Annotated in this window: 24 protein-coding genes and 1 CRISPR repeat array (1 of these 25 cut by a window edge); of the genes, 13 read left to right on the forward strand and 11 right to left on the reverse strand. The window is 50.9% G+C overall.

Annotated elements, in window-relative coordinates:
* Positions 1–720: a CRISPR direct-repeat array (repeat unit 37 nt; unit sequence CTTTCAATTAACTGAATCCCGGCAACGGGATTGAAAC) (it extends 1292 nt beyond the left edge of the window).
* Positions 721–882: 162 nt separating this feature from the next.
* On the reverse strand, positions 883–1665 hold the full coding sequence (gene cobA, locus HCG48_RS08590; RefSeq protein ID WP_168568784.1) for a uroporphyrinogen-III C-methyltransferase: 783 nt from the start codon (positions 1663–1665) through the stop codon (positions 883–885).
* A gap of 410 nt (positions 1666–2075) precedes the next feature.
* On the opposite strand from cobA, the gene HCG48_RS08595 reads away from it, so the two are divergent.
* Together HCG48_RS08595 and truB are read left to right on the forward strand one after the other, a co-directional pair.
* Entirely contained in the window at positions 2076–2813 is a 738-nt protein-coding gene (locus tag HCG48_RS08595; RefSeq protein ID WP_168568785.1) for an SAM-dependent methyltransferase, read from the forward strand.
* Positions 2814–3251: 438 nt separating this feature from the next.
* Positions 3252–4151 carry a tRNA pseudouridine(55) synthase TruB gene (truB, locus tag HCG48_RS08600; protein WP_168568786.1) on the forward strand — a complete coding sequence of 300 codons (900 nt, stop codon included), beginning with the start codon at positions 3252–3254 and terminating at the stop codon, positions 4149–4151.
* 320 nt (positions 4152–4471) lie between these two features.
* Here truB and HCG48_RS08605 read toward each other — a convergent pair whose 3' ends face one another.
* Entirely contained in the window at positions 4472–5506 is a 1035-nt protein-coding gene (locus HCG48_RS08605; protein ID WP_168568787.1) for a mechanosensitive ion channel family protein, read from the reverse strand.
* A 346-nt stretch (positions 5507–5852) separates the two neighbouring features.
* Here HCG48_RS08605 and HCG48_RS08610 point away from each other — a divergent pair, with 346 nt between their 5' ends.
* The 4 genes from HCG48_RS08610 (at position 5853) to HCG48_RS08625 (ending at position 9668) form a co-directional block, all read left to right on the forward strand.
* Positions 5853–5993, forward strand: coding sequence for a ribbon-helix-helix protein, CopG family (locus HCG48_RS08610; RefSeq protein ID WP_168568788.1), 141 nt, complete (start codon positions 5853–5855; stop codon positions 5991–5993).
* A 131-nt stretch (positions 5994–6124) separates the two neighbouring features.
* Positions 6125–8053 carry a dipeptidyl-peptidase 5 gene (locus HCG48_RS08615; RefSeq protein ID WP_168568789.1) on the forward strand — a complete coding sequence of 643 codons (1929 nt, stop codon included), beginning with the start codon at positions 6125–6127 and terminating at the stop codon, positions 8051–8053.
* Positions 8054–8120: 67 nt separating this feature from the next.
* Positions 8121–8312 carry a PspC domain-containing protein gene (locus HCG48_RS08620; protein WP_246259984.1) on the forward strand — a complete coding sequence of 64 codons (192 nt, stop codon included), beginning with the start codon at positions 8121–8123 and terminating at the stop codon, positions 8310–8312.
* Positions 8313–8657: 345 nt separating this feature from the next.
* On the forward strand, positions 8658–9668 hold the full coding sequence (locus tag HCG48_RS08625; protein WP_168568790.1) for a hypothetical protein: 1011 nt from the start codon (positions 8658–8660) through the stop codon (positions 9666–9668).
* Positions 9669–9772: 104 nt separating this feature from the next.
* Here the strand turns inward: HCG48_RS08625 and HCG48_RS08630 are convergent, their stop codons facing one another.
* Together HCG48_RS08630 and HCG48_RS08635 are read right to left on the reverse strand one after the other, a co-directional pair.
* Entirely contained in the window at positions 9773–10924 is a 1152-nt protein-coding gene (locus tag HCG48_RS08630) for a ferrochelatase (protein WP_246259986.1), read from the reverse strand.
* A gap of 178 nt (positions 10925–11102) precedes the next feature.
* Positions 11103–13169 carry a diguanylate cyclase gene (locus HCG48_RS08635; protein WP_168568791.1) on the reverse strand — a complete coding sequence of 689 codons (2067 nt, stop codon included), beginning with the start codon at positions 13167–13169 and terminating at the stop codon, positions 11103–11105.
* On the opposite strand from HCG48_RS08635, the gene HCG48_RS08640 reads away from it, so the two are divergent.
* Positions 13168–13320 (forward strand): hypothetical protein, encoded by a 153-nt coding sequence (locus HCG48_RS08640; protein WP_168568792.1) that lies wholly within the window; start codon positions 13168–13170, stop codon positions 13318–13320. The genes HCG48_RS08635 and HCG48_RS08640 overlap by 2 nt on opposite strands.
* A 38-nt stretch (positions 13321–13358) precedes the next feature.
* Here HCG48_RS08640 and HCG48_RS08645 read toward each other — a convergent pair whose 3' ends face one another.
* The 3 genes from HCG48_RS08645 to HCG48_RS08655 form a co-directional block, all read right to left on the reverse strand.
* A complete protein-coding gene (locus tag HCG48_RS08645; RefSeq protein WP_168568793.1) occupies positions 13359–15269 on the reverse strand; it encodes a sensor domain-containing diguanylate cyclase in 1911 nt (636 codons plus the stop codon).
* Entirely contained in the window at positions 15266–15868 is a 603-nt protein-coding gene (locus HCG48_RS08650) for a chemotaxis protein CheC (protein ID WP_168568794.1), read from the reverse strand. Before HCG48_RS08650 ends, HCG48_RS08645 begins: the two co-directional genes overlap by 4 nt.
* A 446-nt stretch (positions 15869–16314) precedes the next feature.
* Positions 16315–16764 (reverse strand): response regulator transcription factor, encoded by a 450-nt coding sequence (locus tag HCG48_RS08655; RefSeq protein ID WP_320415779.1) that lies wholly within the window; start codon positions 16762–16764, stop codon positions 16315–16317.
* A gap of 382 nt (positions 16765–17146) precedes the next feature.
* Between HCG48_RS08655 and HCG48_RS08660 the strand changes: the two genes are divergently transcribed.
* Positions 17147–17698: a hypothetical protein gene (locus HCG48_RS08660; RefSeq protein WP_168568795.1), complete on the forward strand. Its 552-nt coding sequence runs from the start codon at positions 17147–17149 to the stop codon at positions 17696–17698.
* Between the two features lie 63 nt (positions 17699–17761).
* On the opposite strand, the gene HCG48_RS08665 is transcribed toward HCG48_RS08660, so the two are convergent.
* Complete coding sequence (locus HCG48_RS08665) at positions 17762–17920, reverse strand: hypothetical protein (RefSeq protein ID WP_168568796.1); 159 nt, start codon at positions 17918–17920, stop codon at positions 17762–17764.
* A 262-nt stretch (positions 17921–18182) separates the two neighbouring features.
* On the opposite strand from HCG48_RS08665, the gene HCG48_RS08670 reads away from it, so the two are divergent.
* Together HCG48_RS08670 and rsmD are read left to right on the forward strand one after the other, a co-directional pair.
* A complete protein-coding gene (locus HCG48_RS08670; protein WP_168568797.1) occupies positions 18183–18986 on the forward strand; it encodes a class I SAM-dependent methyltransferase in 804 nt (267 codons plus the stop codon).
* Between the two features lie 71 nt (positions 18987–19057).
* The gene (rsmD, locus tag HCG48_RS08675; protein WP_168568798.1) at positions 19058–19618 is read left to right on the forward strand and encodes a 16S rRNA (guanine(966)-N(2))-methyltransferase RsmD; all 561 of its coding nucleotides are present in this window, start codon (positions 19058–19060) and stop codon (positions 19616–19618) included.
* A 60-nt stretch (positions 19619–19678) separates the two neighbouring features.
* Here rsmD and petG read toward each other — a convergent pair whose 3' ends face one another.
* Positions 19679–19792 (reverse strand): cytochrome b6-f complex subunit V, encoded by a 114-nt coding sequence (gene petG / locus HCG48_RS08680; protein WP_168568799.1) that lies wholly within the window; start codon positions 19790–19792, stop codon positions 19679–19681.
* Positions 19793–20354: 562 nt separating this feature from the next.
* On the opposite strand from petG, the gene HCG48_RS08685 reads away from it, so the two are divergent.
* Both HCG48_RS08685 and HCG48_RS08690 read left to right on the forward strand, forming a co-directional pair.
* Positions 20355–20735: a c-type cytochrome gene (locus HCG48_RS08685; RefSeq protein WP_168568800.1), complete on the forward strand. Its 381-nt coding sequence runs from the start codon at positions 20355–20357 to the stop codon at positions 20733–20735.
* Positions 20736–21417: 682 nt separating this feature from the next.
* Positions 21418–23046 (forward strand): vWA domain-containing protein, encoded by a 1629-nt coding sequence (locus tag HCG48_RS08690; RefSeq protein WP_246259988.1) that lies wholly within the window; start codon positions 21418–21420, stop codon positions 23044–23046.
* Between the two features lie 110 nt (positions 23047–23156).
* Here HCG48_RS08690 and HCG48_RS08695 read toward each other — a convergent pair whose 3' ends face one another.
* Entirely contained in the window at positions 23157–23687 is a 531-nt protein-coding gene (locus HCG48_RS08695; protein ID WP_168568801.1) for an orange carotenoid protein N-terminal domain-containing protein, read from the reverse strand.
* A gap of 183 nt (positions 23688–23870) precedes the next feature.
* Entirely contained in the window at positions 23871–24806 is a 936-nt protein-coding gene (locus tag HCG48_RS08700; protein WP_168568802.1) for a CHAD domain-containing protein, read from the reverse strand.
* A gap of 455 nt (positions 24807–25261) precedes the next feature.
* On the opposite strand from HCG48_RS08700, the gene HCG48_RS08705 reads away from it, so the two are divergent.
* Positions 25262–26383: a sensor histidine kinase gene (locus tag HCG48_RS08705; protein ID WP_168568803.1), complete on the forward strand. Its 1122-nt coding sequence runs from the start codon at positions 25262–25264 to the stop codon at positions 26381–26383.
* Positions 26384–26488: the final 105 nt, after the last annotated feature.

A 26488-nucleotide genomic window follows, 5' to 3' on the forward strand; every position in this document is an offset into this window, starting at 1 on the left:
GCTGCCCGACGAATGAAGCCTCTTTCAATTAACTGAATCCCGGCAACGGGATTGAAACTTATCGGTAAATAGTAGAGTATGGGCTAATAATACTTTCAATTAACTGAATCCCGGCAACGGGATTGAAACTGAGCTACTGTAGAGGTTGTTGAAGGTGATTGAGTCTTTCAATTAACTGAATCCCGGCAACGGGATTGAAACTAAATCGGCATGCACCAATCTTGATTTTTCAAGATTAGCTTTCAATTAACTGAATCCCGGCAACGGGATTGAAACCTTCTCTTTGCAGGATATTATTTAGAGCTTTTCGGGCTTTCAATTAACTGAATCCCGGCAACGGGATTGAAACTAGGGTTTCTTCCCAGGTGTTCGGAGAGGTGTTCGGAGACTTTCAATTAACTGAATCCCGGCAACGGGATTGAAACGCAACAGACGATGAAATTCGAGCGCATTTAGACAACAACTTTCAATTAACTGAATCCCGGCAACGGGATTGAAACCGGGCGAAGGCAGCGACTTTCGCAACGGCTCAACTTTCAATTAACTGAATCCCGGCAACGGGATTGAAACGAGTCGCTGCTTGCGGAGTACATACGCTGATAAAGTTGCTTTCAATTAACTGAATCCCGGCAACGGGATTGAAACGAATTCCTCTGGCAATGAGCGGCCACAGTCGCTCTTGTCTTTCAATTAACTGAATCCCGGCAACGGGATTGAAACTTCTTTATCTTCGAGTCCCCATCGCACTCGATCTTGCAAGTGAACCAATCCCCTGAAGGGGATGGCAAGCCCTCGATCGCCATCAAAAAAGACCGCCGGAACGGTCTTTCTCTGTTCGTATTCGCGCACGACTCATCGATTACTCAGACATCGATCGCCCGTTCAAGCAAACACCACGGGACGACTGTTACCGAAAATCTCGTGTAACTTCACCACCGAGCCGATCGCCGCGATCGCCGGGGCCTCAAACCCCGTTTCCTCCACCTGCCGAACGATCGAGCCAATCGTCCCGATCAACTCCTCCTGCTCGATACGAGTTCCCCAACGAATCAGGGCGATCGGCGTTTCTGGAGACAAACCCGCCTTTTGTAACTCCCGAGTAATATAGGGTAAATTGTGGATCCCCATATAAATCACGATCGTTTCCGAACCGTGGGCGATCGCCGACCAATTCACCTCGGGTCGGTACTTCCCCGCCGCCTCGTGCCCCGTCACGAACGTCACCGACGAACTGTAATGACGGTGAGTCAACGGAATCCCCGCATAAGCAGGCGCCGCAATTCCCGCCGTCACGCCGGGTACCACTTCCACCGGAACCCCCGCCGCGATTAAATCTTCCATCTCCTCGCCACCGCGACCGAACACGAACGGATCGCCCCCCTTCAGACGCACCACCGCCGCATGAGTGCGCGCCTTCTCAATTAAAATCCGCGTCGTTTCCTCTTGCTTGAGGGAATGACGACCCCGACGTTTTCCCGCATCAATCCGCTCCGCCTTCGGGTTGATCGTCTCCAGAATTTGCGGACTGACCAACGCATCGTAAACCACCACATCCGCATATTCCAGTAGAGTTTTGCCCTTGAGGGTGAGCAAACCGGGGTCTCCCGGTCCCGCACCAACTAAATAAACTTTACCCACGCAACGGATCTGTTCGCTCTGATTCATAACGATCGCCAAAAGATAGACTTCCCCTCGCTCTGTTCACTCAACCATCAAATTATCAACATTACTGGAAACTCCGATCGCCGCTCAATTTTCTAAAGCGTCGCCTGACTCCCGCCGCCATTGCCCCCAGACTAAATTTCGCTTCTGCGTGCCATCGTATCTTTAATTACCATTGGGTCCAGAGTATGATTTTAATGCATCGACTTGATGAAATTTCTGCACGATCGACAAGCCGACAACTCGGCGCGATCTCAACGGCAGATCTTGAGGGTCGCTCCCTTATTTTAAAACGATTGACCGGAGAGCGATCGCCCCTTTCGCCGTCCGCCCCCCCCCGATTTCCCTTCCATCGCCAATCTCAACCGTAAATTCTAAAATAGGATTGCACCGACCCCTACCCGTACCCATCGATGGAATTAGACGCCTTACTCAAACTGCACTGCGATTTACCCCAAGAAGGCCCCGGAAGTGACGAAGCCACCTTAGACGCCTTGCGGCGCCTGCCTCCCCTTCCCAGTAGCTCCCGCGTCTTCGATCTCGGCTGCGGTCCGGGACGACACACCCTCGTTTTAGCCCGGGCGCTCGACACGCGGATCGTGGCGGTAGACTTGTACAAACAGTTTTTAGTCCAATTGCGCGAAGCGGCGACCGACGCCAATTTGAGCGATCGCATCGAAACTCGCGTCGGAGATATGAGCCAACTCGACGAACCGCCGGAAAGTATCGATTTAATCTGGTCGGAAGCGGCAATTTACACGATCGGCTTCGAGCGAGGCTTGCGCTACTGGTACTCCCTGCTCAAACCCACTGGATTCGCCGTCGTCAGCGAAGTCACCTGGCTCGATCCGACGCCACCGCCGGAGGCGATCGCCTTTTGGGAACAAGAATATCCCGAAATGACCGATATTTCCAGCAATCTCGAACTCGCCGCCCAGGCGGGTTACAAAGTTTTCGACCATTTTGTTTTAAACCGCGCCGCCTGGGACGCCTATTACGGCCCGTTGCGCGATCGCGTGCGCTACTGGCGAAGCCAACCCAATTTAGACGAAAATTTTCTCCAAGTTCTCGACGAGACCGAACGGGAAATCGAAGTGTTCGATCGCTACGGCGACAGTTTCGGTTACGTCTTTTATTTAATGCAAAAATAATGCAAAGTTAATACAAGAAAAATATATAGTACTCCTAAATCAATTGAATCTGAAATCCACCGGGTAAAGTCGCCAAATCCCTGTCAGGGCAAGGCAATGCCGTATCCTGACAGGCGATCCATCTCCATCGAGGGTTTAGAAAAATGGGATTAGACGGATAGCTTTCTGACGGGAGCGAGTCAGGCTGGCTCATGAGGAATGGGCAAGATCCCTGTTTTGTATTTATACTATAATTTCACTGAGAATTATAGTATAGTTTTCGGAGCGATCGCCGCTTTTGAGGCGCCAATAGTGGCCCCAATCCGGGGAAGAGTCCCAACGGCAATCAACCCGCCACCGTTCTCGGTTTGGAGGGGCGATACGCCTGATTGCTCGCGAAGCGATCGCGCGCTGCTATGGCGACGTATGATAGCAAAGAGCAGTTAGAATCGCGGTATCGTGCAAGGATTCGTCAATTTAAACAAGCCTACTGGCATGACCTCTCACGATTGTGTCGCCCGGGTTCGGCGCCTGTTGCGAACCAAGCGCGTCGGACATGGCGGCACCTTAGACCCTGCCGCCACGGGAGTTTTACCGATCGCCGTCGGTAAAGCCACCCGCTTGTTGCCGTACCTCCCCACGGGGAAAGCCTATCGCGGCACCGTGCGCTTTGGGGTGACCACCGCCACCGACGACCTCGAAGGAACAGTCATCAGCCAAAACCCGGTTCCGACCCTAACCCGAGACGCGGTAGAGGCGGTGTTGGGTCGCTTCGTCGGGGCGATCGAACAAATCCCCCCGGCTTATAGTGCGATACAAGTCAACGGCAAGCGCCTTTATCAACTCGCCCGCGCCGGGGAAGCGGTGGAAGTTCCGGCGCGGCAAGTCGAGATTTACCGGATCGCGCTGTCCGAGTGGCGCGGCGGCGACTATCCCGAAGCCGTCCTCGATATCGAGTGCGGCCCGGGAACCTACATCCGGGCGATCGCCCGCGATTTAGGGGAGATCTTGGCAACCGGGGGAACCCTGGCCGCTCTCACGCGCACCCAAAGTTGCGGTTTTGCCCTCGCGGATAGCGTCACCTTCGAGGAGATGGAAACCGCGTGCGATCGTGGCACATTTACCCCGATCGCCCCGGACAAAGCCCTCGCTCACTTATCTAAAGTGTCCCTTTCCCCCGAATTCGCCCGCCGTTGGTGCCAAGGTCAGCGCGTCCCCCTGCCCCCCGCAAGCGGCAATTGCCCCCCCCCGGTATGTGTCGATCGCGACGATGGAGAATTTCTTGGAATTGCGGAAATTACTGAGTCTGAAGGCGATCGCCGTCTCGTCCCCAAAATGGTCTTTTTACCCGAGGGTTAATCGGTGAGGGGTCGAACCCCTTATGCTGCGTGACCTGGGCGAGATCGCCCGATCGAATCACCCAATTGGGTGAGGTGCGATCGTTGGCATCAACGATAGATTAAAAATGTCCTTGAGAAGTGAGACTAAACTCAACCGAGATTGGCACCCCCCAAGATGTCTCCGCTTGTTATTGAGCGATGGTTGAGAACGCTTACCCCGGCGATTCGTCTCCTCTCGGGGACTTTTTTTTGGGAACCCAGAAGTCCGTAGGGTGGTTGAAGTTTAGATTTTAGATTTTAGATTTTAGATTTTAGATTTTAGATTTTAGATTTTAGATTTCACATTGGATCTTGTGGATAAACGGGACGGATGGGAAAGGGAATTTCAATCCCTTCTTCCTGATAACGCTTGTGCAGGCGCTTGATAAATTCGTGGCGCGTAATCAGATGATCGAAATACTTTTTCGCGCCGAAATAAACGGTAAAATTAATACTGAAATAACCGAAGGTATGAAACCGGAGGAAGGGTTCAAATTCCGGCACCCCACCGACGACCTCGCGCATCACTTCTTCCGCCACCGAGAGGGTCACTTTTTCGACGTTTTCCAGATCGCTACCGTAAGCCACTCCAACTTCGACGAGGACGATAATTTCTCGTTCGGGAAGCGAATAATTTTTAAACGTTGCCGAAACTAACTGGGCGTTAGGAACGACAATCAAATTATTGGGGATTTCGCGAATAGTCGTATGTCTCCAAGTGACATCAGTCACGTAGCCTTCCTCCCCCGTTTCCAGCTTGACATAATCGCCGGGATTGACTTTGCGAGACATGATAATATTCAATCCCGAAAACAGATTAGATAGGGTAGTTTGTAATGCCAAACCGATCGAAATACCGCCGACCCCTAACGCAGTCAGTAAAGGTGTAATCGAGATTCCGATCGATTGCAGAATAATTAAACTTCCGATGGTAAAAATAACCAATCGGGTCAGATTGACGAATAACGACGTTAAAGGAAGATCGCTATCGGAGGTCTGACTGTAGACGCGCACGAAACCGATACAAAGCCGAGAAATAACTAAAGTCAGCGCCCCTAAAATAATCGTGAGGATAATTCTCGATAAAAATAAGCGTATTTCGGGGCTGAGTTGACTGGCGATTAACGCCGTGTAAATTCCGGCGGTAAAAAAGATGACGAAGGGAATCCCGTGCAGGGAATCGATAAAGGTTTGATAGCGGGCGTAGTCACGAACTTGAGGGATCGATTTGAGCTTTTGGATCAGGCGTTTTTCAATAATCAATCCAGCAATTAAGCCGGATAAAATTAAAAATAAGGGAACGAGGAATTTAATGAGGGTACTGGCTTCGATCATCGGATTGGTGAGGTTGTAGAAGGGGGCGATCGCCGAAGGTTAACGAAATAAATAATAGTCTGGAAAAAATAGAGTAAGCTTTTAGATTTTTGTCCATCCAGCTAACAAGTACGAACGATCGATATTTTAAACAGTAAATCGACTGAATTTGACCAAAGATGCACGAGATCGAGAGAAAACGGTAGATTCAGAACGCTGTAGGGGGGGGTGGGCGATCGCCTGACGCGACCTCCAGACTCAAAGGACGGGGCGATCGCCCCCGAACGTGGATGCGATTGCAGGTCGAGGGAAGCTTAGCCTATACTTGAGGATAATCTGTAAGTTTATTTGTAAACACAAAAATAAAATGGCTAGAGACGAACTTTTACAAATTCGATTGACAGCCCAAGAAAAAGAACGATTGCAAGCAGAAGCAGACCGTCGGGGCGTTTCCATGTCTGAGGTCATTCGCGATTACATCAAACGACTGCCCAAACAAAAAGCCTAGGAATTTATTCTTACCCTCCCCGCTTTTAAAAAAATCCTCAAACGGCTATTTTTCAATCGAGGAAAGCTTTTTTATGTCAGATTTTTTTAACCTCGAACACCCTTACTCGTAGTTTTTAGGAGACCGAAAGCATGACCCAACGGCAAATCCAAGCCTATGGCAGTTGGAAATCCCCGATTTCCTCCGATCTTATTATTGCGGGAACCGTCGGCATCGGACAACTGGCCCTCGATGGCGAGACAGTCTATTGGTTGGAAATGCGACCGACCGAAGGCGGACGTTACGCGATCGCCCGGCGCCGTCCCGACGGCAAAACCGAAGACGTCACCCCACCGGAATTCAACGTCCGCACTCGCGTTCACGAATATGGAGGCGGCGCCTATCTCGTCGCCGAAGAGACCGTCTATTTTGTCAACTTCAGCGACCAACGGCTTTATCGCCAGAGTCCCGGAGGAGACCCGGAAGCGATAACCCCGGACGACGGTCGCCGCTATGCCGATTTTGACCACGACCGACCCCGACAGCGCTTAATCGCAGTTCGGGAAGACCACAGCAGCGCCGGAGAACCCGTCAACACGATCGCCGCGATCTCCCTCGACGGTCGAAGTAGCACCCAAGTCCTCGTCGCCGGGGACGACTTCTATTCCTCTCCCCGGGTAAGTCCCGACGGTTCGCAACTGTGCTGGTTGAGTTGGAATCACCCGGATATGCCGTGGGATGCTACGGAGTTGTGGGTGGCATCCCTCGACGCCGACGGCAACCTCGGCGACAGCCAACGGGTGGCAGGGGGTCATGACGAGTCGATCTTTCAACCGCAATGGTCCGAGGACGGTCAGCTCTATTTCGTCGGCGATCGCTCGGGATGGTGGAATTTATATACCTGGGACGGGCAACAAGTGCGAGCAATCTGCCCGCAAACCGCAGAATTCGGCTTACCCCACTGGGTATTCGGGATGTCCACTTACGGCTTAATTTCCCCGGAGGCGATCGCGTGCAGTTACAGCCGCGAAGGCTTATCGCACTTAGGCCGCTTGAATGTCAAAACTGGCGACTTGCAAGAAATTCAAACCCCTTACACCTCCATTGCGTCCCTACAAGTTCAAGGTAACCGCGCCGTGTTTATTGGCGGATCCGCCAGCGAACCCACCGCAGTCGTCCAACTGGATTTAGACACCGGAACCTACAAAATTCTGCGCCAGTCCACCACCTTAGACTTCGATCGCGCCTACCTGTCCACCCCGAAACCGATCGCCTTTCCGACCACCGAAAGCGCCACCGCTTACGGCATCTTCTACCCGCCGCAAAATCCCGACTACGAAGCCCCCGAAGGGGAATTACCCCCCTTGTTGGTCAAAAGCCACGGCGGACCGACGGCTTCCGCAAGCAGCACTCTAAGTTTGGGGATTCAATATTGGACCTCGCGCGGTTTTGCGGTCCTCGATGTCAACTATCGCGGCAGTACGGGCTACGGACGGGATTATCGCTTGCAACTGCACGGCCATTGGGGCATTTACGACGTGGACGACTGCGCCAACGGGGCGAAATATTTGGCCGATCGCGGTCTCGTCGATGGCGATCGTCTGGCGATTTCCGGAGGCAGCGCGGGAGGGTATACCACATTGTGCGCCCTCACGTTTCGAGATACCTTCAAAGCGGGAGCCAGCCACTACGGCGTCAGCGATTTGGAAGCCCTAGCGAAAGATACGCATAAATTCGAGTCTCGCTATCTGGATAAATTAATCGGTCCGTATCCCGATCGCCGGGACTTGTACGAGCAGCGATCGCCGATTCATCACTGCGATCGCCTCTCCTGTCCGGTCATCTTTTTCCAAGGACTCGAAGATAAAATCGTCCCGCCCAATCAAGCCGAAACCATGCTCGAAGTCCTGCGCGGTAAAGGCTTACCCGTCGCTTACGTCGCCTTTGAAGGGGAACAACACGGCTTCCGCCGGGGCGAAAATATCAAACGCGCCCTCGATGGCGAGTTTTATTTTTACGCCCGGGTGTTCGGGTTCGACCCGGCGGACGCGATCGAACCCGTGGCGATCGAAAATCTATAATTTGTGTTGCGATCGCCGATGTCGTGGGAGAGTTTGGTTAACCTGAACAAGAGAGTATTCGATCCCGATGATGAATAACAAACGACTTTATCGCAGCCAACGTAACCAACAAATTGCCGGAGTCTGTAGTGGAGTGGCGCAATATTTCGGCGTCGATCCCACCGTGGTCCGGTTGGCGTTTGTCCTGTTTGCGTTAATGGGCGGACCCGGACTGGTGTTATACCTGATTATGTGGGTCGTGGTTCCCCTCGAACCTTAAATCTAAAGGGGATACAGCATTTTCCTCTGCTAGGCAAGATATTTAGATCCCCCTAAATCCCCCTTAACAAGGGGGACTTTCCTCGTTCCCCCCGAAATCCCCCCAACCATCCCCCCAACCCCCCTTTGAAAGGGGGGCGAAGGGGGGATAGGGGGCGAAGGGGGGATAGGGGGATTCGGCACTGTACCTCATCAGACGCCCGAGTGCTGTAACTTCCCCTCGACTTATCCCCTGGTGAAACGCGATCGCATCCATGGTTGCAGGGGCGATCGACCCGAAAAAAATAGGTGAAATTGACCGGATGCATCCCATTCCCTCAACTTGTAAAAATCAGGATAATTATTGATGAAATTGATGAAATCAAAACTTTGGCGCGGTTGCAGCCTCGTCCTCTTGGCGGGATCGATCGCCGCTTCGATCGATCGTCCCCAAACCGCCTCGGCGGATGTCCGGATCGCCCCATTACAAACCGCCCAATTAGAAACTGGAGAAAGTGGCGATCGCCCCACCGATACCAACCGCTTTCAACTGCTCGATCGCGGGATCGAACCCCGACAAGAATTGAGTTTTTCTCCTGCCGAAAACTCTAAAGAAATCTTGTCTGTCGTCACTAACATGGATATGAATATGTCGATCGCCGGACGCATGATTCCGGCGATGGATATGCCCGGAATGATGATGAAAATGGAAACAGTGGTCGATCGCGTCGAAGACAATGGCGACATTCATCTGAGTTTCGTTTATACCGAATCCGACGTCATGGACGCAGCGAATTCCCCGCCGATGATGGTGGAGGCGATCCGTTCCGAACTACAGAAGATCGTGGGAATGACCGGAACCATGCTCGTTAACAAACATGGGGCGACGAAGCTAGCTAACTTCGATCTTCCTGGCAATATCGACCCCAATACTCAACAACTGTTCGATCGCACCATGAGTTCGATCGAAGAAATTTCTACGCCGTTACCTTCGGAGGCGATCGGTGTGGGAGCACGCTGGCAAATTGTCAATTCTCCGGCGGTCAATGGCATGAAGTTGGAGCAAATTGCGACTTATGAAATTGTCGAATTACAAGACAATCAGATTACCTTAGATATCGCAGTCACTCAAAACGCCGATCCCCAAACTCCACAGTTACCGGGAATGCCGCCCGACGCGAAAATTGACCTCAAATCTTATACCGGAAACGGACGGGGAAGAGTGATTTTACAATTAGATAAAATGATGCCCGTGCGCGGTTCGATCGCGATCGATTCCAACACCCAAATGGAGATCGGATCGAAGAGTTCTAATTCAGTGGAAGCGATGCCCGTAGAAATGGACATGACGATGCAAATGGATATGGAATCGCTTTAGAAGCTTGGACAGTTGCGGACGTCGGACACGAAGCGATCGGTTCGTTCGCCAAAAAAAGAAGGGTAGGCAATGCCTACCCTTCTTTCGATAAGAAACATTAGATATTAATGGGCGTGCGAATGAGTATGGTTGTGAGTGTGTCCGCGAGCATGAGTCCGAGAGTGGCTCGCCGAAACGGCACTGACTTCGGTTTCCGCGAGGAGGGCTTCAATTTGCGGGTGAGCCCACTCGGCAGCCATTTGTAAGAATTGAGGATGTTCGTTGACGCAAGCCATCTGCACGTAGCGGACGCGATCGTGGCGCGCTTCGAGGGCGTGAATGATGTGATGGACGTCGAGCAAAGTTTCGTGATTTTCCGTAGCAAAGCCAATCGGCATAAACACGATCGCCTTCGCCCCGAGTTGAATCAAATTTTCGGCGGCTAAGTGAGCGTTGGGTTGGGTCCACTCGATTAAGGGGGTTTGGTGATTGAGCCAGCCGACGGAAATGAGGGGATAGCGGTAGATGAGTTGTTCGCGGACCGACTCGTAGAGGGCCTCACTTTCGCGGATTCCGGAGGTAAACCCTTTCGCTTTGTGAGGACAGCCGTGATTCATCAGGACGATGCCGATTTCCGAGGGGAGGTAGTCGCCACGGAGTTCGGCGGCGATCGTTTCTTCGACCAGTTGAGCCATCAAGGCGATGTAGTCCGGTTCGTTGTAGAACGAGGGGATATAGCGCATCGACTGAATGGGAGATTGGCCGGAATCTTGGTCGGCGAGGCGATCGAGGGCTTTGTTGACCTGTTCGACGGCGATCCCGCTCGTGAAAATCGAATCGACGACGAGGAGGGGATAGATGAGGAGTTTTTGAAACCCTTGCTGTTGAATTTCGGCGAGGACTTGTTCGGGGAGGAAGGGGGCGCAGAAGTTAAAGGCTTTAAAGACTTCAACACGATCGCCCCACCGTTGTTGGAGCGCCTTTTCAATGCCTTCGCGTTGTTTCTCGAAAATGGCATTGTGGGGAGAAATAAAATTATCGTGTTGGTGGTTCCATTCGTGAAAATCGAACAGGGCCAGCAGTTTCGCCAACGGCGGATAAATCCAGGTCGGAACCGGGGCGAATTTGGCGGTGAGCAAGTTGAGCGCCTGCTCGTTATAGTTGGCAAAATCTTCGTAACTTTCGACCTCACCATATCCCATCAGCAAGACGGCGACGCGATCGCCGACCTGCGGGCTACGGCTATTGTTCTCGACGGTTTCGGGAGTAGCAACCACTTTAGAATCCTCAACGGGGAACAGTATCGCAACGATCCCAAGACCGGGGACAGGTTAGCTCCCATGACCTTTCAATAAATAAAATGGTAATGGCAGGGATAATCCTGGCGTGCGAACGATTCCCGGGCTGGCGATCGCTATCCCCTCTCGGGGGATGTGATTCTTAGGGTAGCATTCCCTACAGATCCGTCGAGCCGGAAGAGGCGATCGCCACGCGATCGCGTCCTTGAGCCTTCGCCTCGTAGAGCGCCGCATCTGCCGCCTCGATTAACCCCGACGCCGATTTCCCGTTTTGGGGAAAACAGGCGACGCCAAACGACAGAGAAATCGTCCCGAGAGACTCGCGGTGATATTGAACGTGCAAGTGTTTCACCCCCTGACGCAACAACTCGGCGCGATCGACGATCGTATCGAGAGACGCATCGGGCACAATCAAGACAAATTCTTCCCCGCCATAGCGACAGGCGATATCCGACTGACGGATATTACCTTGCAAAAACATCGCCAATTCTTTGAGTAACGTATCCCCCGCATCGTGGCCGAAGGTATCGTTAAACTGTTTGAAATGGTCGATATCGAGCAAGATCACCCCCAATCCTTGTTGTTCGCGAGTGGCGCGGTAGAGTTCGCGTTCGAGGGATTCTTCTAAATAGCGGCGATTGAACAAACCCGTCAGGGGGTCGCGAATACTTTGATTTTTGAGCTTTTCCCGTAATTTTAAATTGGCCAAAGCCAAACCCAAACGTTCGGCAAAATTATCGGCGAGTTCTTGCTTGCTTTCGCTCAACCCGTTGCGTTGGCGAGAACTGAGATAGAGCAGTCCCAAGGTTTCTCCCTGAGCCATCATCGGAATGCACAAGCACATCGACGGAAACGGGTGACGCAAGTGAGCGCACGCCAAACCGCTATGTTTTTTTTCAAAAATATGGGGTCTTCCCGAACGGATCGCCCAACATTCATCCGGACCGAAGACCAGTTCGCTACCCGTCGGTTCGCCCCAAGAGCTGACCGCTTCGAGGACGTTACCGGAAGCGCTGAGAATGTAGAGGGATCCCGCTTGCTCGGGAAACAGTTTTTCGACCAGGCGGGGGATGGTCTCGTAAGCTTCTTCCAGGGTGACGCACGCTTGCAGTAAGTCGCCGATCCGGTTGAGTCGCGTCAGCTCGAAGTTGGCTTGAGAGAGGTCTTGGATTTGGTGTTGCAGGTGCGCAGAGCGTTTTTGTACTTCGGCGAGATAGGCGACGACGATCGCCGTGAGCGAGAGACCCGCGCCGAGAAAGATCCAGGCTAAAAGGGGCGCGTTGAAAGGGCTTTGGGTGGTTTTGGGGAGCAGTTGGACGATCGCCTCGTGTCCGGCGATGACGACCGGGTAGCGACATCGCGCCGGAACCGAGCAGGCGTCCCGGCGGATCAGGTGGGCAATTTTTCCTTGAATTTCCGGCTCGGCGTAGGTTTGCTCCAGATCGCTGCGATAGAGGGTGAGCCATTGAATTTGGGGCGATCGCCTCGGTTCGGAGAACACCACGTCGATTTCGTCGAGGGGGATTCCTTTAAAGGCTTGTTTGAGGAGGCGACCGGAATCGAACAGGGCGATCGCCAAACCGAGCAGTTCGTCGTCCGCGTCGTAAATCGGTACGATCGCCGCAAAACTGCCGTAGGGGTTGCCCGGAGTCGGCTCGAAGCTGACCGCCGCTTGCTGACTTTGCACCGATCGTGCGATCGCGTCCTCGAAGGCGGCGATCGTCGTGAGGTCCAACCCCAAGGAAAATCCCCGTTGGGTACTCGGTTCGATCGCGCTGACCGGAAACGCGGGCGATCGCCCCTCACTGAGGGTGACCGCTCGACCCAAACGCTCCCCCATCGCCCGTTCGTAATCCGAGCGCCGTTCCCGGTCGATCCGGGGCGCCCACATCAGAGCCTCGACCCCCGAATGGCGGGCGATAAAATGACGGGCTAAGGTCTCGAAACCTTGGGGTTGAAACGACCCCTTCCCGAGGGCGAGCACGTCCCCAATCGACCAGATCCCCTGCAGATGGGCGTCGATTTGAGTTTCCACGGCGCGCGCCACATTCTGAGTTTTGGCTTCGAGATCGGCCATTTGCATCGATCGCTGCCAGCGCGCGATCGCTTCAAAGCCCACCCCCGACAGCACCAAACCGATACCGACGCTCAACAACGTCGGCAAATAGCGAGACAGCCACTCCCACTGACAAAATCCCTTCAATTCTTGTTTGACACCCTTCATGCGAACGTTGTTTTCGAGTGAAAAAACGGGAAAAAATATCGTCGATGTCGATGGTTATCCCGCCATGATTGCGCTACACCCTCGGCGCGATCGCCAACAGCGATCGCCACCCCAATCCATGCAAGTTATAACCACTTTCAACAGGGCTTAGCACGGAGGCAGACCCCGTATAACCCCTTGGCGATGCCCCTACTCCGCCACCACCGTGCGATCGCGCCCCTCCCGCTTCGCCCGGTACAGGGCCGTATCCGCCGCCCGCAGTAAGGCGTCCCCGCTTTGTCCGTGTTCGGGAAAATTGGCCACCCCCACCGAAATCGTAAGCGGACCGAGCAACTGCTGTTGGTAACGAACTTGAACCAGGCGCACGCCTTCGCGCAAAAGATGGGCTTTTTCCTGAGTTTGCTCCAAAGAACTTTGTGGCAAAATTACCGTAAATTCTTCCCCCCCATAACGGCAAGCAATATCCGCTTCGCTATTATTTTCCTGTAGGAACGAGGCCAATTTTTTCAAAATTTCATCCCCCGCCTCGTGACCGAAACTATCGTTAAACTGCTTGAAGCGATCGACATCGAGCATGATGACTCCCACACCGACATTTTGGTTTCTGGCTCGATGAATTTCGCGCCCGAGGCATTCTTGTAAGTAGCGGCGGTTGTACAATCCCGTGAGGGGATCGCGAATACTCTGCTGTTTGAGGGTTTCGCGCAACGTCAAATTCGCCAGGGACAGGGAAATTTGCTCGGTCACCGTCAAGGTTAATAACTGTTTCGACGCGGTGAATTCACCGCTTTTTTCCGAACATAAATAGAGCGTACCTAACCCCTTCCCTTGAGCCATTAATGGCGTACAACTGTATTCGAGTCCGTCATTGAGTACGTGTTTGCACGGCAATCCGCCGCGATTGTCACACACAAAATGTTCCCGTCCCCGACGCAAGGCCCAACATTCTTGAGGCAAAAAAACCGTTTCCGTCGTCTCTACATCCCCCCATTGAGCCACCGCTTCCACTAACTTTTTCGAGTCGTCGAGAATGAATAAAGCCCCACTCAAATTCGGAAACAGTAACTGAACCGATCGCGCGATCACCGCATAAGCTTCCTCCACCGTCAAACAGGCTTGCAGTAAATCGCTCATTTCTCGTAAAATCAGGGTTTCGCGATGGCGATTTTCCAACTCCGTCACCCAATCTTTTAACTTTTGATTGGCCGATTCTAACGCCCCTGCTGCTTGTTTGCGTTCGGTAATATCCCGGACGATCCGCAACAATCCTAGGGTTTTTCCCTCGCCATCTTTAACCACACTATCGATCGTTTCCCCGACAAAAATATCTCGATTTTTGCGTTGATATTCGACTTCATAAGGTTGCACCAGATCCGAGGCGATCGCCCCATCTCTCGCCTGTGAGTACTTTCCTTTTCCATAACAATTTTGTTCTGAATTGCTATAATCAGCCTGCAAAACACTTATAGGTTGGCCGAGCATTTCCTCAGAACTATAACCGAATAACTTGGAAAAAGCGGGATTGAGTAAAATCATTTCTCCGCTTAAATTGGCAAAAACAACCGCATCGGGAATCGACTTAAAAATGGCTTCAAATTCCGCCGTTTTTTGATATAAAGCTTCTTGCGCCTGTTGTCGTTCTTTGATTTCCTCTAGGGCGCGATCGCGCATCTGGCGGTAATCTTGAATGCGTTCGGTCAAATCGGTCACATCTTGAATCGCCAAAATCGCATAATAACTATCCCCCTCAAAACGTGGGATGGAAGTCACCGTAGTATGTTGAATTCTCAAGTCTCCATTCGGTAACTTCGCCGGAATAATATGTTTGTGAAGTTGCGAGGAAAAAATCGTCGGCGGTCCCCCTTGAAAAATTGGTTTGAGGCGGGTTTTATATTTCGGTTTTTCTAAATGAGGAAAAAAATCTACTATCGAGCGTCCGAGAATCGTATGTCTGGGAATTTTAGTCCATTCTTCCAAACGGGAATTCCAAAAGACGACGACTAAATCTTCCCGCAGAATACAACTGCCAAAAGGAATGCGATCGAGGATAAAAAAGGCTTGAGCAACTCTCTCAACTTCGTCCATTATTAATAAATTCATTCATATTGAAGTTGTAACGAATCAATCAAACTATCAAAAGAACTCACGGTAAAAATCAAAATAATATCTCCTTGAATATGCATACTTTCTACGGAAAAGCGCGCTTGTGCCAGCAAAATTACTAAGTTGGGATCGAACTCGCTCCACGTTAAAAGATGGTCTACTGTATCTTCGATATAAATCGGCAGCGAATAATTAAAATGCTGGCCGAGTAAATTACTAATCGACCCCATCACGCCGTTAATGACAATATTACCGACCTCGCTAAGGGTTCCAATTTTTAACGAATCTAAATCGAGAGAATCTAATTCATCTTGGGTGAGCAAAGAAACCAACTTAGAAGCGCTATCTGTCGGAAACACGAGCTGTGCATTCCCACTTAAAGACCCCGTAAACATCAAGCGGACTGCCGAGAGTTGAATCGGTCCCAATCGATGTTCGAGTTCTTCGGTTAATTCCGAAGGTGAAAAAATTTTAATGTACGGAACTTGCAAGGAAATATGAGATTCTAGCATTTCATTCAAAACACTAGCCGCCCTGCCAACTCCGATATTAATCATTTCTTGTAAGGCATCAATTTGTTCCACTGTAGGAGTCATAATTATTGAAGAGACAATGATTTTACCGTTGGTAATTTCGAGACCGGACTGGCCGATAACTGCTAAAACTTAGTAGGACAATAACTCGGTGGATTTAAAACTTTTAATTAAAACAGGATTCCGTGTCAAAGGCGATCGCCTCCTCGATCGTTTACCTCAAAAAAAGGTCAATCTATCTCAATTGTAACAAGCGAAAATCCCCCGCGATCGTCCGCGAATTTACCGATCGCCTCTCGTGAAAACACGCAACCCAAAACACAAAAAAAACACCCCGATTTCGTCCCCCAACTCACCCAAAACCAACAAGAACAATACCCACCCCAGTTCGCCAGTCCTGTCGTGACCTGCCTCTGGCGCGCGCTTCCTCCAAGGGATCCGACCTTCCCTCAAATCTGTCACCCTCATCGTTCCCCTCCTCACCACGAGTACACGATCTCCTCGCCCGGTTATCCTTCGGAAGGGGTCGCTAAAACAGCTTCGATCGCATCTTGCATCACCTGCGCTTGAGGGGGTTTGTTTAAGACCGCTTGCGCCCCTAACTCCAAACATTGCTGGCGCGAAGTTTCCTGAATGTCCGCAGTAATCACGATCGTCGGGGTCTTATAGCCTTCCGCACGCAAGATTTTGAGAAACTCCCACCCGTCAATTTCCGGCATTAGCAAATCCAATAAAATACAGTCGGGATTGACTTCGCGCACGAGTTCGAGTCCCTCTTTTCCATTCTTGGCTTCTAGGGTCTCATACCCTTGCTTTTGCAAGGTCTTACGGATCATTTTGCGGCTGAACATTGCATCTTCGACAATTAAAATTAATGCCATCTTGCTGTCTCTTAAAGCCTTAAAATACTGTCCGAATACGATGGTGGGGTGAAAGGCGATCGCGGTGCACCCAAGCACGACTTCGTGGGATCTGCCCTAAAGTAGGGGAAAAGTGGGCGACGTTCATCGGCGAGCAATTGGCTTGACCTCAACAGATATTTTAATGGGGTCTGGAAATATCCGGGCGTCGGATAATTGGTAGAACGCAAGATTTCCAGCGAACCACGGCAACCTTACCCTGAAAAAATGACGATTTTGCAGGGTAAGATCGCCCGTCACGATCGCCGCTCCGTCGATTCCCCGGGCGGTCGAGGGGTCGAAGCCGCAGCCAAACTTTACCCAAAATAATCGACAATGGGCAAAACAAGCTACGATCGCACAGAATCGGTCAATCTCTTGATTCGCATTCGATCGCTCAAGCTCGGATGTTTACCCCCTCGTTCACCCCTTATCGAACATTTTGCGTCTACTCATTTGTCCGGGAATTCACGACCCCCAACTGACCCGCCAGTTTCTCGACGACCTCACCGGGGACGAACGATGGAGCGATCGCCATTTGGAGTGTCTAGTTTTTCCCGCTTGGGACTATCCGGCGTACAGTGCTTTACATATTTTGCATTTTCTCGACCGAGAGACGGCCCGGAACGACGATCGCGCGATCGCCTGGATTGCCTTTAGTGCGGGGGTTGTCGGCGCGATTGGCGCCGCTTGGGGATGGCAGGCGTTAGGTGGAACGGTCAAGGCGGCGATCGCCCTCGACGGTTGGGGAGTGCCGCTCTACGGCAATTTTCCCATTTATCGCCTCAGTCACGATCGCTTTACCCATTGGAGTTCGGCCCTGCTCGGTCCCGGACGCGCCAGTTTTTATGCCGATCCTGCCGTCGATCATTTACAGTTGTGGCGATCGCCTGCTACGGTCGCGGGATACGCCGTCGAAAATGACGATTGTACTGCTAAAGAACGACGGACGACAGCGTTAGACTTTTTACTCGAAATTCTTTTGGAATTTTAGAGTTTAGATTTGAGAGTTTAGAGTTTAGATTGGGGATTTCGGGGCTAAAAAGTTCTCCGAAACTCAATTGTCTCGAACGGCGATCGCCCTGGAAAATTGCGCGGCTTCTTGACTAATAGCCGGAGATCTTTCTAGTTCGACCGTTTTAACAAAGGCCAACATCAACTGACTGACACTTAATAATAGAACAGACCAAGCGAGGATAACTAAAGGAGATTTCATTATCTGAGGGAGTAAATACACGAATAACTTGCCTCTGAGTCTAAAAAAATCCTAAAGCTTTTGACCTCTACCTATTGGTGGATTTACGGAGTAGATCCCGCGACAAGCTAGCATCGTCGCGATCGCCTCCGTAAAAGCCGCAATCTGCTCCCAACTCCGTCGATTTCCCCCAGATACCTCTCGCATGTCACAATGGAACGACGGCGATCGGTCGGGGGGAGCGGGCGATCGCGCCCCAACTCAATCTAGATAGGCCACGGTCATGCAGGGTGGAACCCACTCTTTTTTATCCAATCCACAAGCTCCGGCATGGAATGCAAAGCTTTACGATGCCAAGCATATCTTTGTCTCGGAATATGCCACCGACTTGTTGAACTTGTTAAACCCAAAACTCGACGATCGCATCTTCGATCTCGGCTGTGGAACCGGACATCTGACGGCGCGCATTGCCGCGAGTGGGGCGCGCTTAGTCGGCGGGGACAGTTCGCCAGCCATGCTCGATCGCGCTCGCGCCCTTTATCCCGCCCTCGAATTTATCTTAGTCGATGGCGAACATTTACCCTTCGACAACGAATTTGACGCCGTTTTTTCTAACGCGGCGCTGCACTGGATGAAACAACCGGAAAAAGTGGCGGCAGGGATTGCGCGATCGCTCAAACCCGGCGGTCGTTTCGTGGCGGAGTTTGGCGGTAAAGGCAATATCGCCCAAATGCGGCGAGCTTTATATCTAGCCTTAGAAAAAGAAGGATTATCTGCCAGTCAAATCGATTCGCCCTGGTATTTTCCCAGTATTGGCGAATATACCTCTATTCTGGAAAAATACGGACTGTGCGTGACTTTTGCGGTACTGTTCGATCGCCCCACGTCGCTTTCGGAGGGCGATCGCGGGATGCGAAACTGGTTTACCATGTTTGCCAACTCTTTTTTCCGAGAGTTATCGGACACTCAGCGCGATCGCGTCCTGAGCGATATCGACAATCAGCTTCGCCCCACCTTGTATGAAAACGGCACCTGGATCGCCGATTACAAGCGGTTGCGCGTCGTCGCCGTCAAACCTTCCTCATAAAATGGGGAAGAACTGCGATCGTCCCTCATCAGCTTTCCCTTCGATCGATCGCCCCCTTCACTGGTTCCCCTATGAGTTTGAGAATTTACGGCAACCGTCTCGTCAAAACCCTCCCCGGACAACAAACCCGACCGACTGCAGCCCGAGTTCGCGAAGCCTTATTTAATATTTGGCAAGGGGCGATCGTCGGCTGTCACTGGTTGGATTTATGTGCGGGTGCGGGGTCGATGAGTGCGGAAGCGTTATGTCGCGGCGCCGATACCGTCGTGGCGATCGAGCAATCCGGGCGCGCCTGCCAGCTTATTCGCGAAAATTTAGCCAAATATGCCCGGGAAGAACAGCAATTTTACGTTTATCGCGGTGACGTTCTCAAACAATTACCCAAATTAGGCGCCCGTCAATACGATCGCATTTATTTCGATCCGCCCTATCACGGCGAACTCTATTCCGGCGTTCTCGACGCGATCGCCCGCTACGACCTGCTCGCCGCCGACGGAGAACTCGCCGTAGAACACGATCCGAACCGTCCCCCCATGGCGACAGTTTCCCACCTAAAAATTTGCCGACAGAAAGTTTATGGCAACTGTGCCATTACCTTCTATCGGCTCGAAACCAACGATGCTACTGCTTAAGCGCGATCCTTGTTTCTCCTTTGGAGACGCCGGGCGAACACAGTCGCCGGGCGATCGCCCCTAGAGGTCGAACTGGTTGCCCCGCTTGTACTGTTGGTAAGCAGCAAAAAACAAACCCGCCAGGGTCACCGTAATTAAACCGAGGACGATACCGGAAAGTAAGGGTTCTACCATGTTTCGATCTCCTTATGACTGACGTACAGTTGAACGGCACGAAAGTGAACGACCCACGCTGATTCAAAGAATACAGCTCGGGCAACAACCTACTAGTTGACCTCCAAGCGAACTTATCGGTCTGACATCTAGGCGATCGGCCCTATCCTAGTCCCTAAGATTTATAGACAGCACAGATTGTACAAAAAATTGTATGGATCTAGCTCGGTTTTCGCAATTTCGGGCTCGTTCAGGTCGTAGGATTTTACCATGTTTGGGCAGTGTATGTTGAGCCGCTCGAAGCATCCCAACGCTCAATCAAAAATTTTTGAGGGGGACTGATTACTCCCCCAACCCCTCAACAAGTTCACATTTCTTGGTTAACGTTTCTTTATAGTCTTTCATAATCCGCGCTTCTCGCTTGGGCGACCCAGAGCGAGAAAAAGTTGAAAGTAAGCTCGCCGTGGCGGGATGCCCCCTCGACTCAATCGAGACTCCGGCGCTTGCCTATCCCGAGCAATACTTTTAAGATATGTTAGAAAATCAAAAGTTATTTGTACCTTCCTCTCAACTGAGAACTCTGTTGAATCATCAAGTTGCCAAGTCTGAAGTGACCTCCTCTTCCCAGAAGGTCTGGGCGATCGCCGTCACGATCGTCCTGGCAATCCTTATTTCTGTCGCGATCGCCTATCAATTTCAAATTTCCGATCCTTATACCAAAACCGTTTTATCCCTCTCCGGCGATCCCATTCGCGGTCATGCCATTTTTCAGATGAACTGCGCCGGGTGTCATGGCAGTCGCCGAGGAACCCAAGTTGGACCGAGCCTCACGGATGTTTCGCAACGTAAATCCCGAGTCGGTTTAATCGAACAAGTCACAAGCGGCAAAACCCCACCGATGCCCCAATTCCAGCCGAGTCCCCAAGCCATGGCGGATTTACTCAGTTATTTGGAAAGTTTGTAAACTCGCGGGAGTCTCAACTCCTAACTGCTTCGATCGCCTCCCTAGAAATGGCGAGATCGTTTTTGGCGATCGCCGTGATATGAATTTCTCTGTTCTGGGGAATATTGGAAAATATCACCCCCCAATCAGAATCAAATTCAGAATTTTATCGAGCGGGGATCGTTTCCGCCTCTGAGGACAGGAGTGACATCCTCAGCTCATTTAGGGAATCCCCACACGCTCTTGGCGATCGCTCTCCATAGGCGATCGCGCCTTCAGTTCCTCCGATAAAAAAATTTCTTCCTCCACACCTCAACTGTTGATGAGGTGTCAGATCGACTACGAATTTAAAAAACTGGTTTCTAACGAATCTATTTGCTCGAACGTCATCAAAAATAGAAACCGGGGTGAAGGGAAAGCGAACGATCCAGGGTATCCGATCGCATAAATTTCCCAAAACTACCAAAATTTACCCCAGGTCAAAACAATGAAAATTCCAGAGGATAAATTTTCCGGCGATCGTCAATCGTCGCTCGATTCCGAGTCCAATTTCCGCCGATCTAGTACATATCGAAACTTAAATGTGGTTCGATGGTCTCTGTTTCCGCTTATTGTGGTGTTCTTGGTAGCGCTTGCGCTATCCTCGTTATTAAGTCAAACTTATAAAGCTAAGCAACCAGGTGTTAAAGACTCTGTAACTCCGGTGAATCTTGGCGGTCCGGAAAGCGCACCAGGAGCTTCTTCTCCAGAAGCGGCAGCTCCAGCACCGGACGGGATGGTGACGCTTAGCGATCCAGGCATGGCACCAGGAGCTTCTTCTCCAGAAGCGGCAGCTCCAGCACCCTATCCGTTCCCTGGAGAAGTCACCCCGATTACTCCTAATACAGAGACTCAATACAATACCGAAGAATACCATCTCATTACCGATAATACCTTTCACTTAGCCAAAGACAATCCCTTATCTACCTTTTCCATCGATGTCGATACCGCATCGTACAGTAATCTGCGGCGATTTATTACCTCCGGTCAGTTACCACCTCCCGATGCGGTCAGAATTGAAGAATTAATTAACTATTTCACCTACGATTATCCTCAACCAGAGGGCGATCGCCCGTTTTCAATTACCACAGAAATCTCTCAAGCCCCTTGGAATCCTCAACATCAGTTAGTCCATATTGGATTACAAGGAAAACAGATGGTCCGAGAAGAAATCCCACCCAGCAACTTAGTTTTCTTACTCGATGTTTCCGGATCGATGTCGGCGCCCAATAAATTACCTCTGGTCAAGTCATCTTTGCAAATGTTGGTCAACCAATTGAGCGAACGAGACCGGGTATCGATTGTGGTTTATGCGGGGGCGGCGGGTTTAGTTTTATCTCCAACTCCCGGCAACCAAAAAGCTAAAATTTTAGAGGCGATCGACCGCCTCAACTCCGGTGGCTCTACGGCGGGAGGCGCGGGGATTAAACTCGCCTACGAAGTGGCTAAACGCACTTATCTTCCTGATGGAAATAACCGCGTTATTCTGGCGACTGACGGTGATTTTAATGTGGGTGCTTCTAGCGATTCCGAACTCGTGCGCTTAATTGAAAGTTATCGCGATCGCGGCGTCTTTCTAACTGTGTTAGGCTTCGGGATGGGCAACCTGAAAGATAGCAAAATGGAACAGTTAGCCGACAAAGGTAACGGTAATTACGGTTATATCGACACGGAGAAAGAAGCCCAAAAAATGCTAGTGACCGAAATGGGCGGCACTTTACTGACGATCGCGAAAGATGTCAAAATTCAAGTCGAATTTAATCCCGATCGCGTCCGAGCTTATCGCTTAATTGGTTATGAAAATCGCATCTTGCAAGATCGAGATTTTAATGACGATCGCAAAGATGCGGGAGAATTAGGAAGCGGTCATTCGGTTACTGCTCTTTATGAAATTATCCCCACCGGAGTAGACAGCGATATTCCCTTACCGACTATCGACCCGTTGCGATATCAAACAAATTCATCGGAAATCACCGATCCGACGGGCTACAAAGCGGACGAGTTAATGCTCGTTAAGTTGCGCTACAAACATCCCGATAAAAATAAATCGCAACTCATCGCCGAACCTGTTGTGGATCGCCAAATTTCGTTAGAAAATAGTTCCAATAACTTTAAGTTTTCGGCAGCCGTAGCGGAATTTGGCATGATTTTGCGCAATTCGGAAGATCGAGGCGATGCCAGTTTCACGCAAGTCTTAGATCTTGCCAAAGGATCTCGGGGTGCCGATTTAGAAGGGTATCGTAAGGAGTTTATCGAGTTAGTAGAAACTGCTCGTGAACTTGAAGAGCGTTAGGGTTAGAAACCAAAAAAGCGGCGATCGCCCAAGAAAAACGGAAAAGGAAAGTAAACGATCCTTCTCCGAATTTGAAATTAACTTAGCTTACTTTTAGGCGTTGCCTAGGTTTAGAGACTGGGGGTTTTCCCGGTTTGTTCCTGGGAGGGAACCTCGCCGATATCGGTGTAACCCATATTGGCGGCAATTTCTCGAAGAATGGAAATTTGATCTTGAAATTCGGCGTTTTCAACCTGTTTGAGAATGTCCTTAACCGCTCCATCGGCTGAGTAATTTTCCGGCAGATCGACCACCGTATCTCCCATAGCGATCGCCCACGCATACCAGACGAGTAACTGATTGTTCGCCGTTAAGGCGCCGTAAGCGTGACTGTATTGCGTGTCTTTACGCTCGACGAGATCGCGCATAACTTGCAGTTGTTCGTCGTCGGATAACTTAAAAAAGTTATCGAGTAATAAAGGGGCAATTTGCGGGTCGGTCGCCGTGGGAGCGGCGGGGGTAATTGAATCCCCCATTTTTTCGTAAATCCAATAGAGTAACGCCAGTTGGTCGTCGGTTTTTAACCCTTCAAATCTTTCGACAATCTTTTTGGTATCTTCAGAGCGAATTTGAGAGTTTCCTGTGGTATTAATCGCAGTCATAAATGGGTAAATGGTTATTTCTACTTATGCCACTCTTAAGTTAACGAATTCAACCCGCTTGCTTCATCTATCTGCCAATAGATTATTACCCGATCGCGCGGCGATCGAAACTCTAACCGTAGAGGGAGATAGCCACAGGTGCGATCGCCGCGAATCCGGCGCGCTGGGGTGGATTAGGCGCGCTTAGTTCCAATCGCCGATCGCCTCGCTTTGTTCGGCTTTCCAAGTGTACCAATAATGTCCGAGGCGATCGACAAACGCACTCGCTTTCTCTGCATAAAGGCGATCGCCTAAGACTTTCGCCGATCGTTGCAGTTGGTTGCGGCGCAGGTCGATCGAAGCGATTAAGGCTTCAAATTCCTCGCGATCGGGACATAATTTCGGATATTCAACTAATAACTGTCGCAAGACGGCTAAATCGTGATCGTCGCCGAGATAATCGGACAGTTGTTTGGCTTCAGTTTGCATTTGATTCATCAAACTCGGCCAGATCGATTCTAAAATTCTCAAGTGATACCAGAAATCTTTAACTCGTTTGCGCCAATCGTGAAAATTTTCGATGCTTCTGTTTTCAAAGGCGTGCTGTAATGCTTTGCGACCTTGTTTGTAAATGCGTTGGAAACCCGGCGCGATCGCCTCCCAATCGCGATCGCCGAGGTTCCATTCCTCCACTTGAGTTCGAGACTGTTCGATTTTTGCCGCCGCTTGTTCCATTTTGTTATCCTCACCTAGATGTTGTTTGAGGATGGCATCGCGGCGATCGACTAATGACGAACGGGTGGTGCTAAATGCATCGGCAGCAATATAATTAGCGTAAGCACTTTTGAGTTTGTCCAAGGTTTCCACATAAACGCTGGCATCGCGGACATCGGATAATAAACGTCCCGCATCCCGCCAAGTTTGGTTTTCGCGGCGGTAGGCTTCGTCGCCGATACCGAAGCGCACCAATCGAGCTACGGCGCGCAGTTTTTTCAAGCGTTTGCGCGCGTCGTGAATCGCTTCTTCTTGGGCGAGATGAGTATGACCGCGTAAGTCGGCGATCGCCAGTTCGATTTCGTCACCGACGATTCGCTTGATGCCGCGATCGATGGTTTCTTGTTCTTGGATTCGATAAGCCACGATTGGATTCTCCTCGATAATTTTCTATCAGTTGGAGTCGATTAAAAGTCTATGAATAACTTAGGCGATCCCCGCTCTCACGATTGAAAAATATTCGATTTTTTAAGATTTTGTCGGCTCGTCCAACGCCGTTCCAAATAAAGCTAGGGGCGTTCGCGCTCATTGTCTGCAAAGGAGAATCGCGATCGCTCGATGTCGTCCTGGGGCGATCGAGACAACGGGTGAAGGTGAGATCCACTGAAATACAAAGATTCTCTCGATCTCGTCGTCCGCTCGAATTGCGTCAGTTACTTTTACTTTTCCACTCCATAAGAACATTAATTTTAACATAAACAATTCAAGTTTAAAATCACTCTAGAGTACGATTTTTAAAAGCTTACAAAATGAGAAAATTGTAAGACTTTAAGATTGTCCGAATCTTGACAGAATTGCGAAGTGTCAAACCCTATAAATCGATGAGCCATCCGCCTTTATCTCCAAATTCTAAAACAGCCGATCGCATTTTAGTCGTAGACGATTCTCCCGATAATGTATTACTGGTGACAACGATTTTAGAAGAAGAAGGATACGAAACCAGTACGGCAGAAAGCGGTTATAGCGCCTTGGAGGCGATCGAGCAATCCCCCCCGGATTTAGTGTTGTTAGATATCATGATGCCGGGAATGGACGGTTACGAAGTGACGCGACGACTGCGCAGCAATGCGGACTTACCGTTTATACCGATCTTGCTGATTACCGCCCACGATCGCCCCAGTGTAGTCCAAGGACTGGATGTGGGGGCGGACGATTTTATCCGCAAACCTGTAGAAATCGACGAACTGCTCGCTCGGGTGCGATCGCTGCTACGCCTCAAACACAGCGTAGACGAACGGGACGAAATTGCCCGCCAGCGCGAGGATTTTGTCTCTCGTCTGACTCACGACTTGCGCACGCCGTTGGTGGCGGCGGATCGAATGCTCGGATTGCTCGGTCAAGGGGCATTAGGCGCAGTGACCCCGGAAATGCAAGAAGCCTTCGACACGATGCAGCGCAGTAATGAGAATCTGTTGAAAATGGTCAATACCTTGTTGGAGGTCTATCGCTACGAGGCGGCGCGCAAGCGGTTGACTTTTACTGAGGTCAACTTGTTGCAATTAATTGAGGAATTGTGCGCCGAACTCGAACCGATGGCCCAGGCGCAAGCGATCGATTTAAAAATTGACGATCGCTATCTCTCCCCGGAAAATGGGTTTGCCGAGACCAATATTCGCGGCGATCGCCTGGAATTGTGGCGCTTGTTTACGAATTTAATCGGCAATGCGATCAAGTTTACCGAAGCCGGATCGGTGGAAATCACCTTGAAGCCGGAGTCGGGGGCGATCGCGATCGCCGTGGAAGATACCGGACCGGGGATCGAACCCGCCGAGCAAGCGAACCTATTCGAGCGCTTTCGGTCGGGCAATCACAAGCGATCGGGCAGTGGTTTGGGTCTTCATTTGTGCCGTCGCATTGCCGAAGCGCATTCCGGGACGATCGCGGTGCGATCGCAAGTGGGCAAAGGCAGTGTTTTTACAGTCACTTTACCGATTTTGAATTAAAATCGAGCGGTGAGTCGGCAGTCCGCTCTAAAGTCCCTGGAGGTGCATCGGAATCGGTTTGACGGTACGGCAGTTGTTTGAGGGGACATGACGACGAACCGGAGT

Source organism: Oxynema aestuarii AP17 (assembly GCF_012295525.1).
GTDB lineage: Bacteria > Cyanobacteriota > Cyanobacteriia > Cyanobacteriales > Laspinemataceae > Oxynema > Oxynema aestuarii.

Coding starts and splice junctions, on each gene's coding strand:
- cobA (WP_168568784.1), bottom strand. CDS start 1,665: ATGAATCAGAGCGAACAGATCCGTTGCGTGGGTAAAGTTTATTTAGTT.
- HCG48_RS08595 (WP_168568785.1), top strand. CDS start 2,076: ATGGAATTAGACGCCTTACTCAAACTGCACTGCGATTTACCCCAAGAA.
- HCG48_RS08605 (WP_168568787.1), bottom strand. CDS start 5,506: ATGATCGAAGCCAGTACCCTCATTAAATTCCTCGTTCCCTTATTTTTA.
- HCG48_RS08610 (WP_168568788.1), top strand. CDS start 5,853: ATGGCTAGAGACGAACTTTTACAAATTCGATTGACAGCCCAAGAAAAA.
- HCG48_RS08615 (WP_168568789.1), top strand. CDS start 6,125: ATGACCCAACGGCAAATCCAAGCCTATGGCAGTTGGAAATCCCCGATT.
- HCG48_RS08620 (WP_246259984.1), top strand. CDS start 8,121: ATGATGAATAACAAACGACTTTATCGCAGCCAACGTAACCAACAAATT.
- HCG48_RS08625 (WP_168568790.1), top strand. CDS start 8,658: ATGAAATTGATGAAATCAAAACTTTGGCGCGGTTGCAGCCTCGTCCTC.
- HCG48_RS08640 (WP_168568792.1), top strand. CDS start 13,168: ATGCGAACGTTGTTTTCGAGTGAAAAAACGGGAAAAAATATCGTCGAT.
- HCG48_RS08635 (WP_168568791.1), bottom strand. CDS start 13,169: ATGAAGGGTGTCAAACAAGAATTGAAGGGATTTTGTCAGTGGGAGTGG.
- HCG48_RS08645 (WP_168568793.1), bottom strand. CDS start 15,269: ATGAATTTATTAATAATGGACGAAGTTGAGAGAGTTGCTCAAGCCTTT.
- HCG48_RS08650 (WP_168568794.1), bottom strand. CDS start 15,868: ATGACTCCTACAGTGGAACAAATTGATGCCTTACAAGAAATGATTAAT.
- HCG48_RS08665 (WP_168568796.1), bottom strand. CDS start 17,920: ATGAAATCTCCTTTAGTTATCCTCGCTTGGTCTGTTCTATTATTAAGT.
- HCG48_RS08670 (WP_168568797.1), top strand. CDS start 18,183: ATGCAGGGTGGAACCCACTCTTTTTTATCCAATCCACAAGCTCCGGCA.
- rsmD (WP_168568798.1), top strand. CDS start 19,058: ATGAGTTTGAGAATTTACGGCAACCGTCTCGTCAAAACCCTCCCCGGA.
- petG (WP_168568799.1), bottom strand. CDS start 19,792: ATGGTAGAACCCTTACTTTCCGGTATCGTCCTCGGTTTAATTACGGTG.
- HCG48_RS08695 (WP_168568801.1), bottom strand. CDS start 23,687: ATGACTGCGATTAATACCACAGGAAACTCTCAAATTCGCTCTGAAGAT.
- HCG48_RS08705 (WP_168568803.1), top strand. CDS start 25,262: ATGAGCCATCCGCCTTTATCTCCAAATTCTAAAACAGCCGATCGCATT.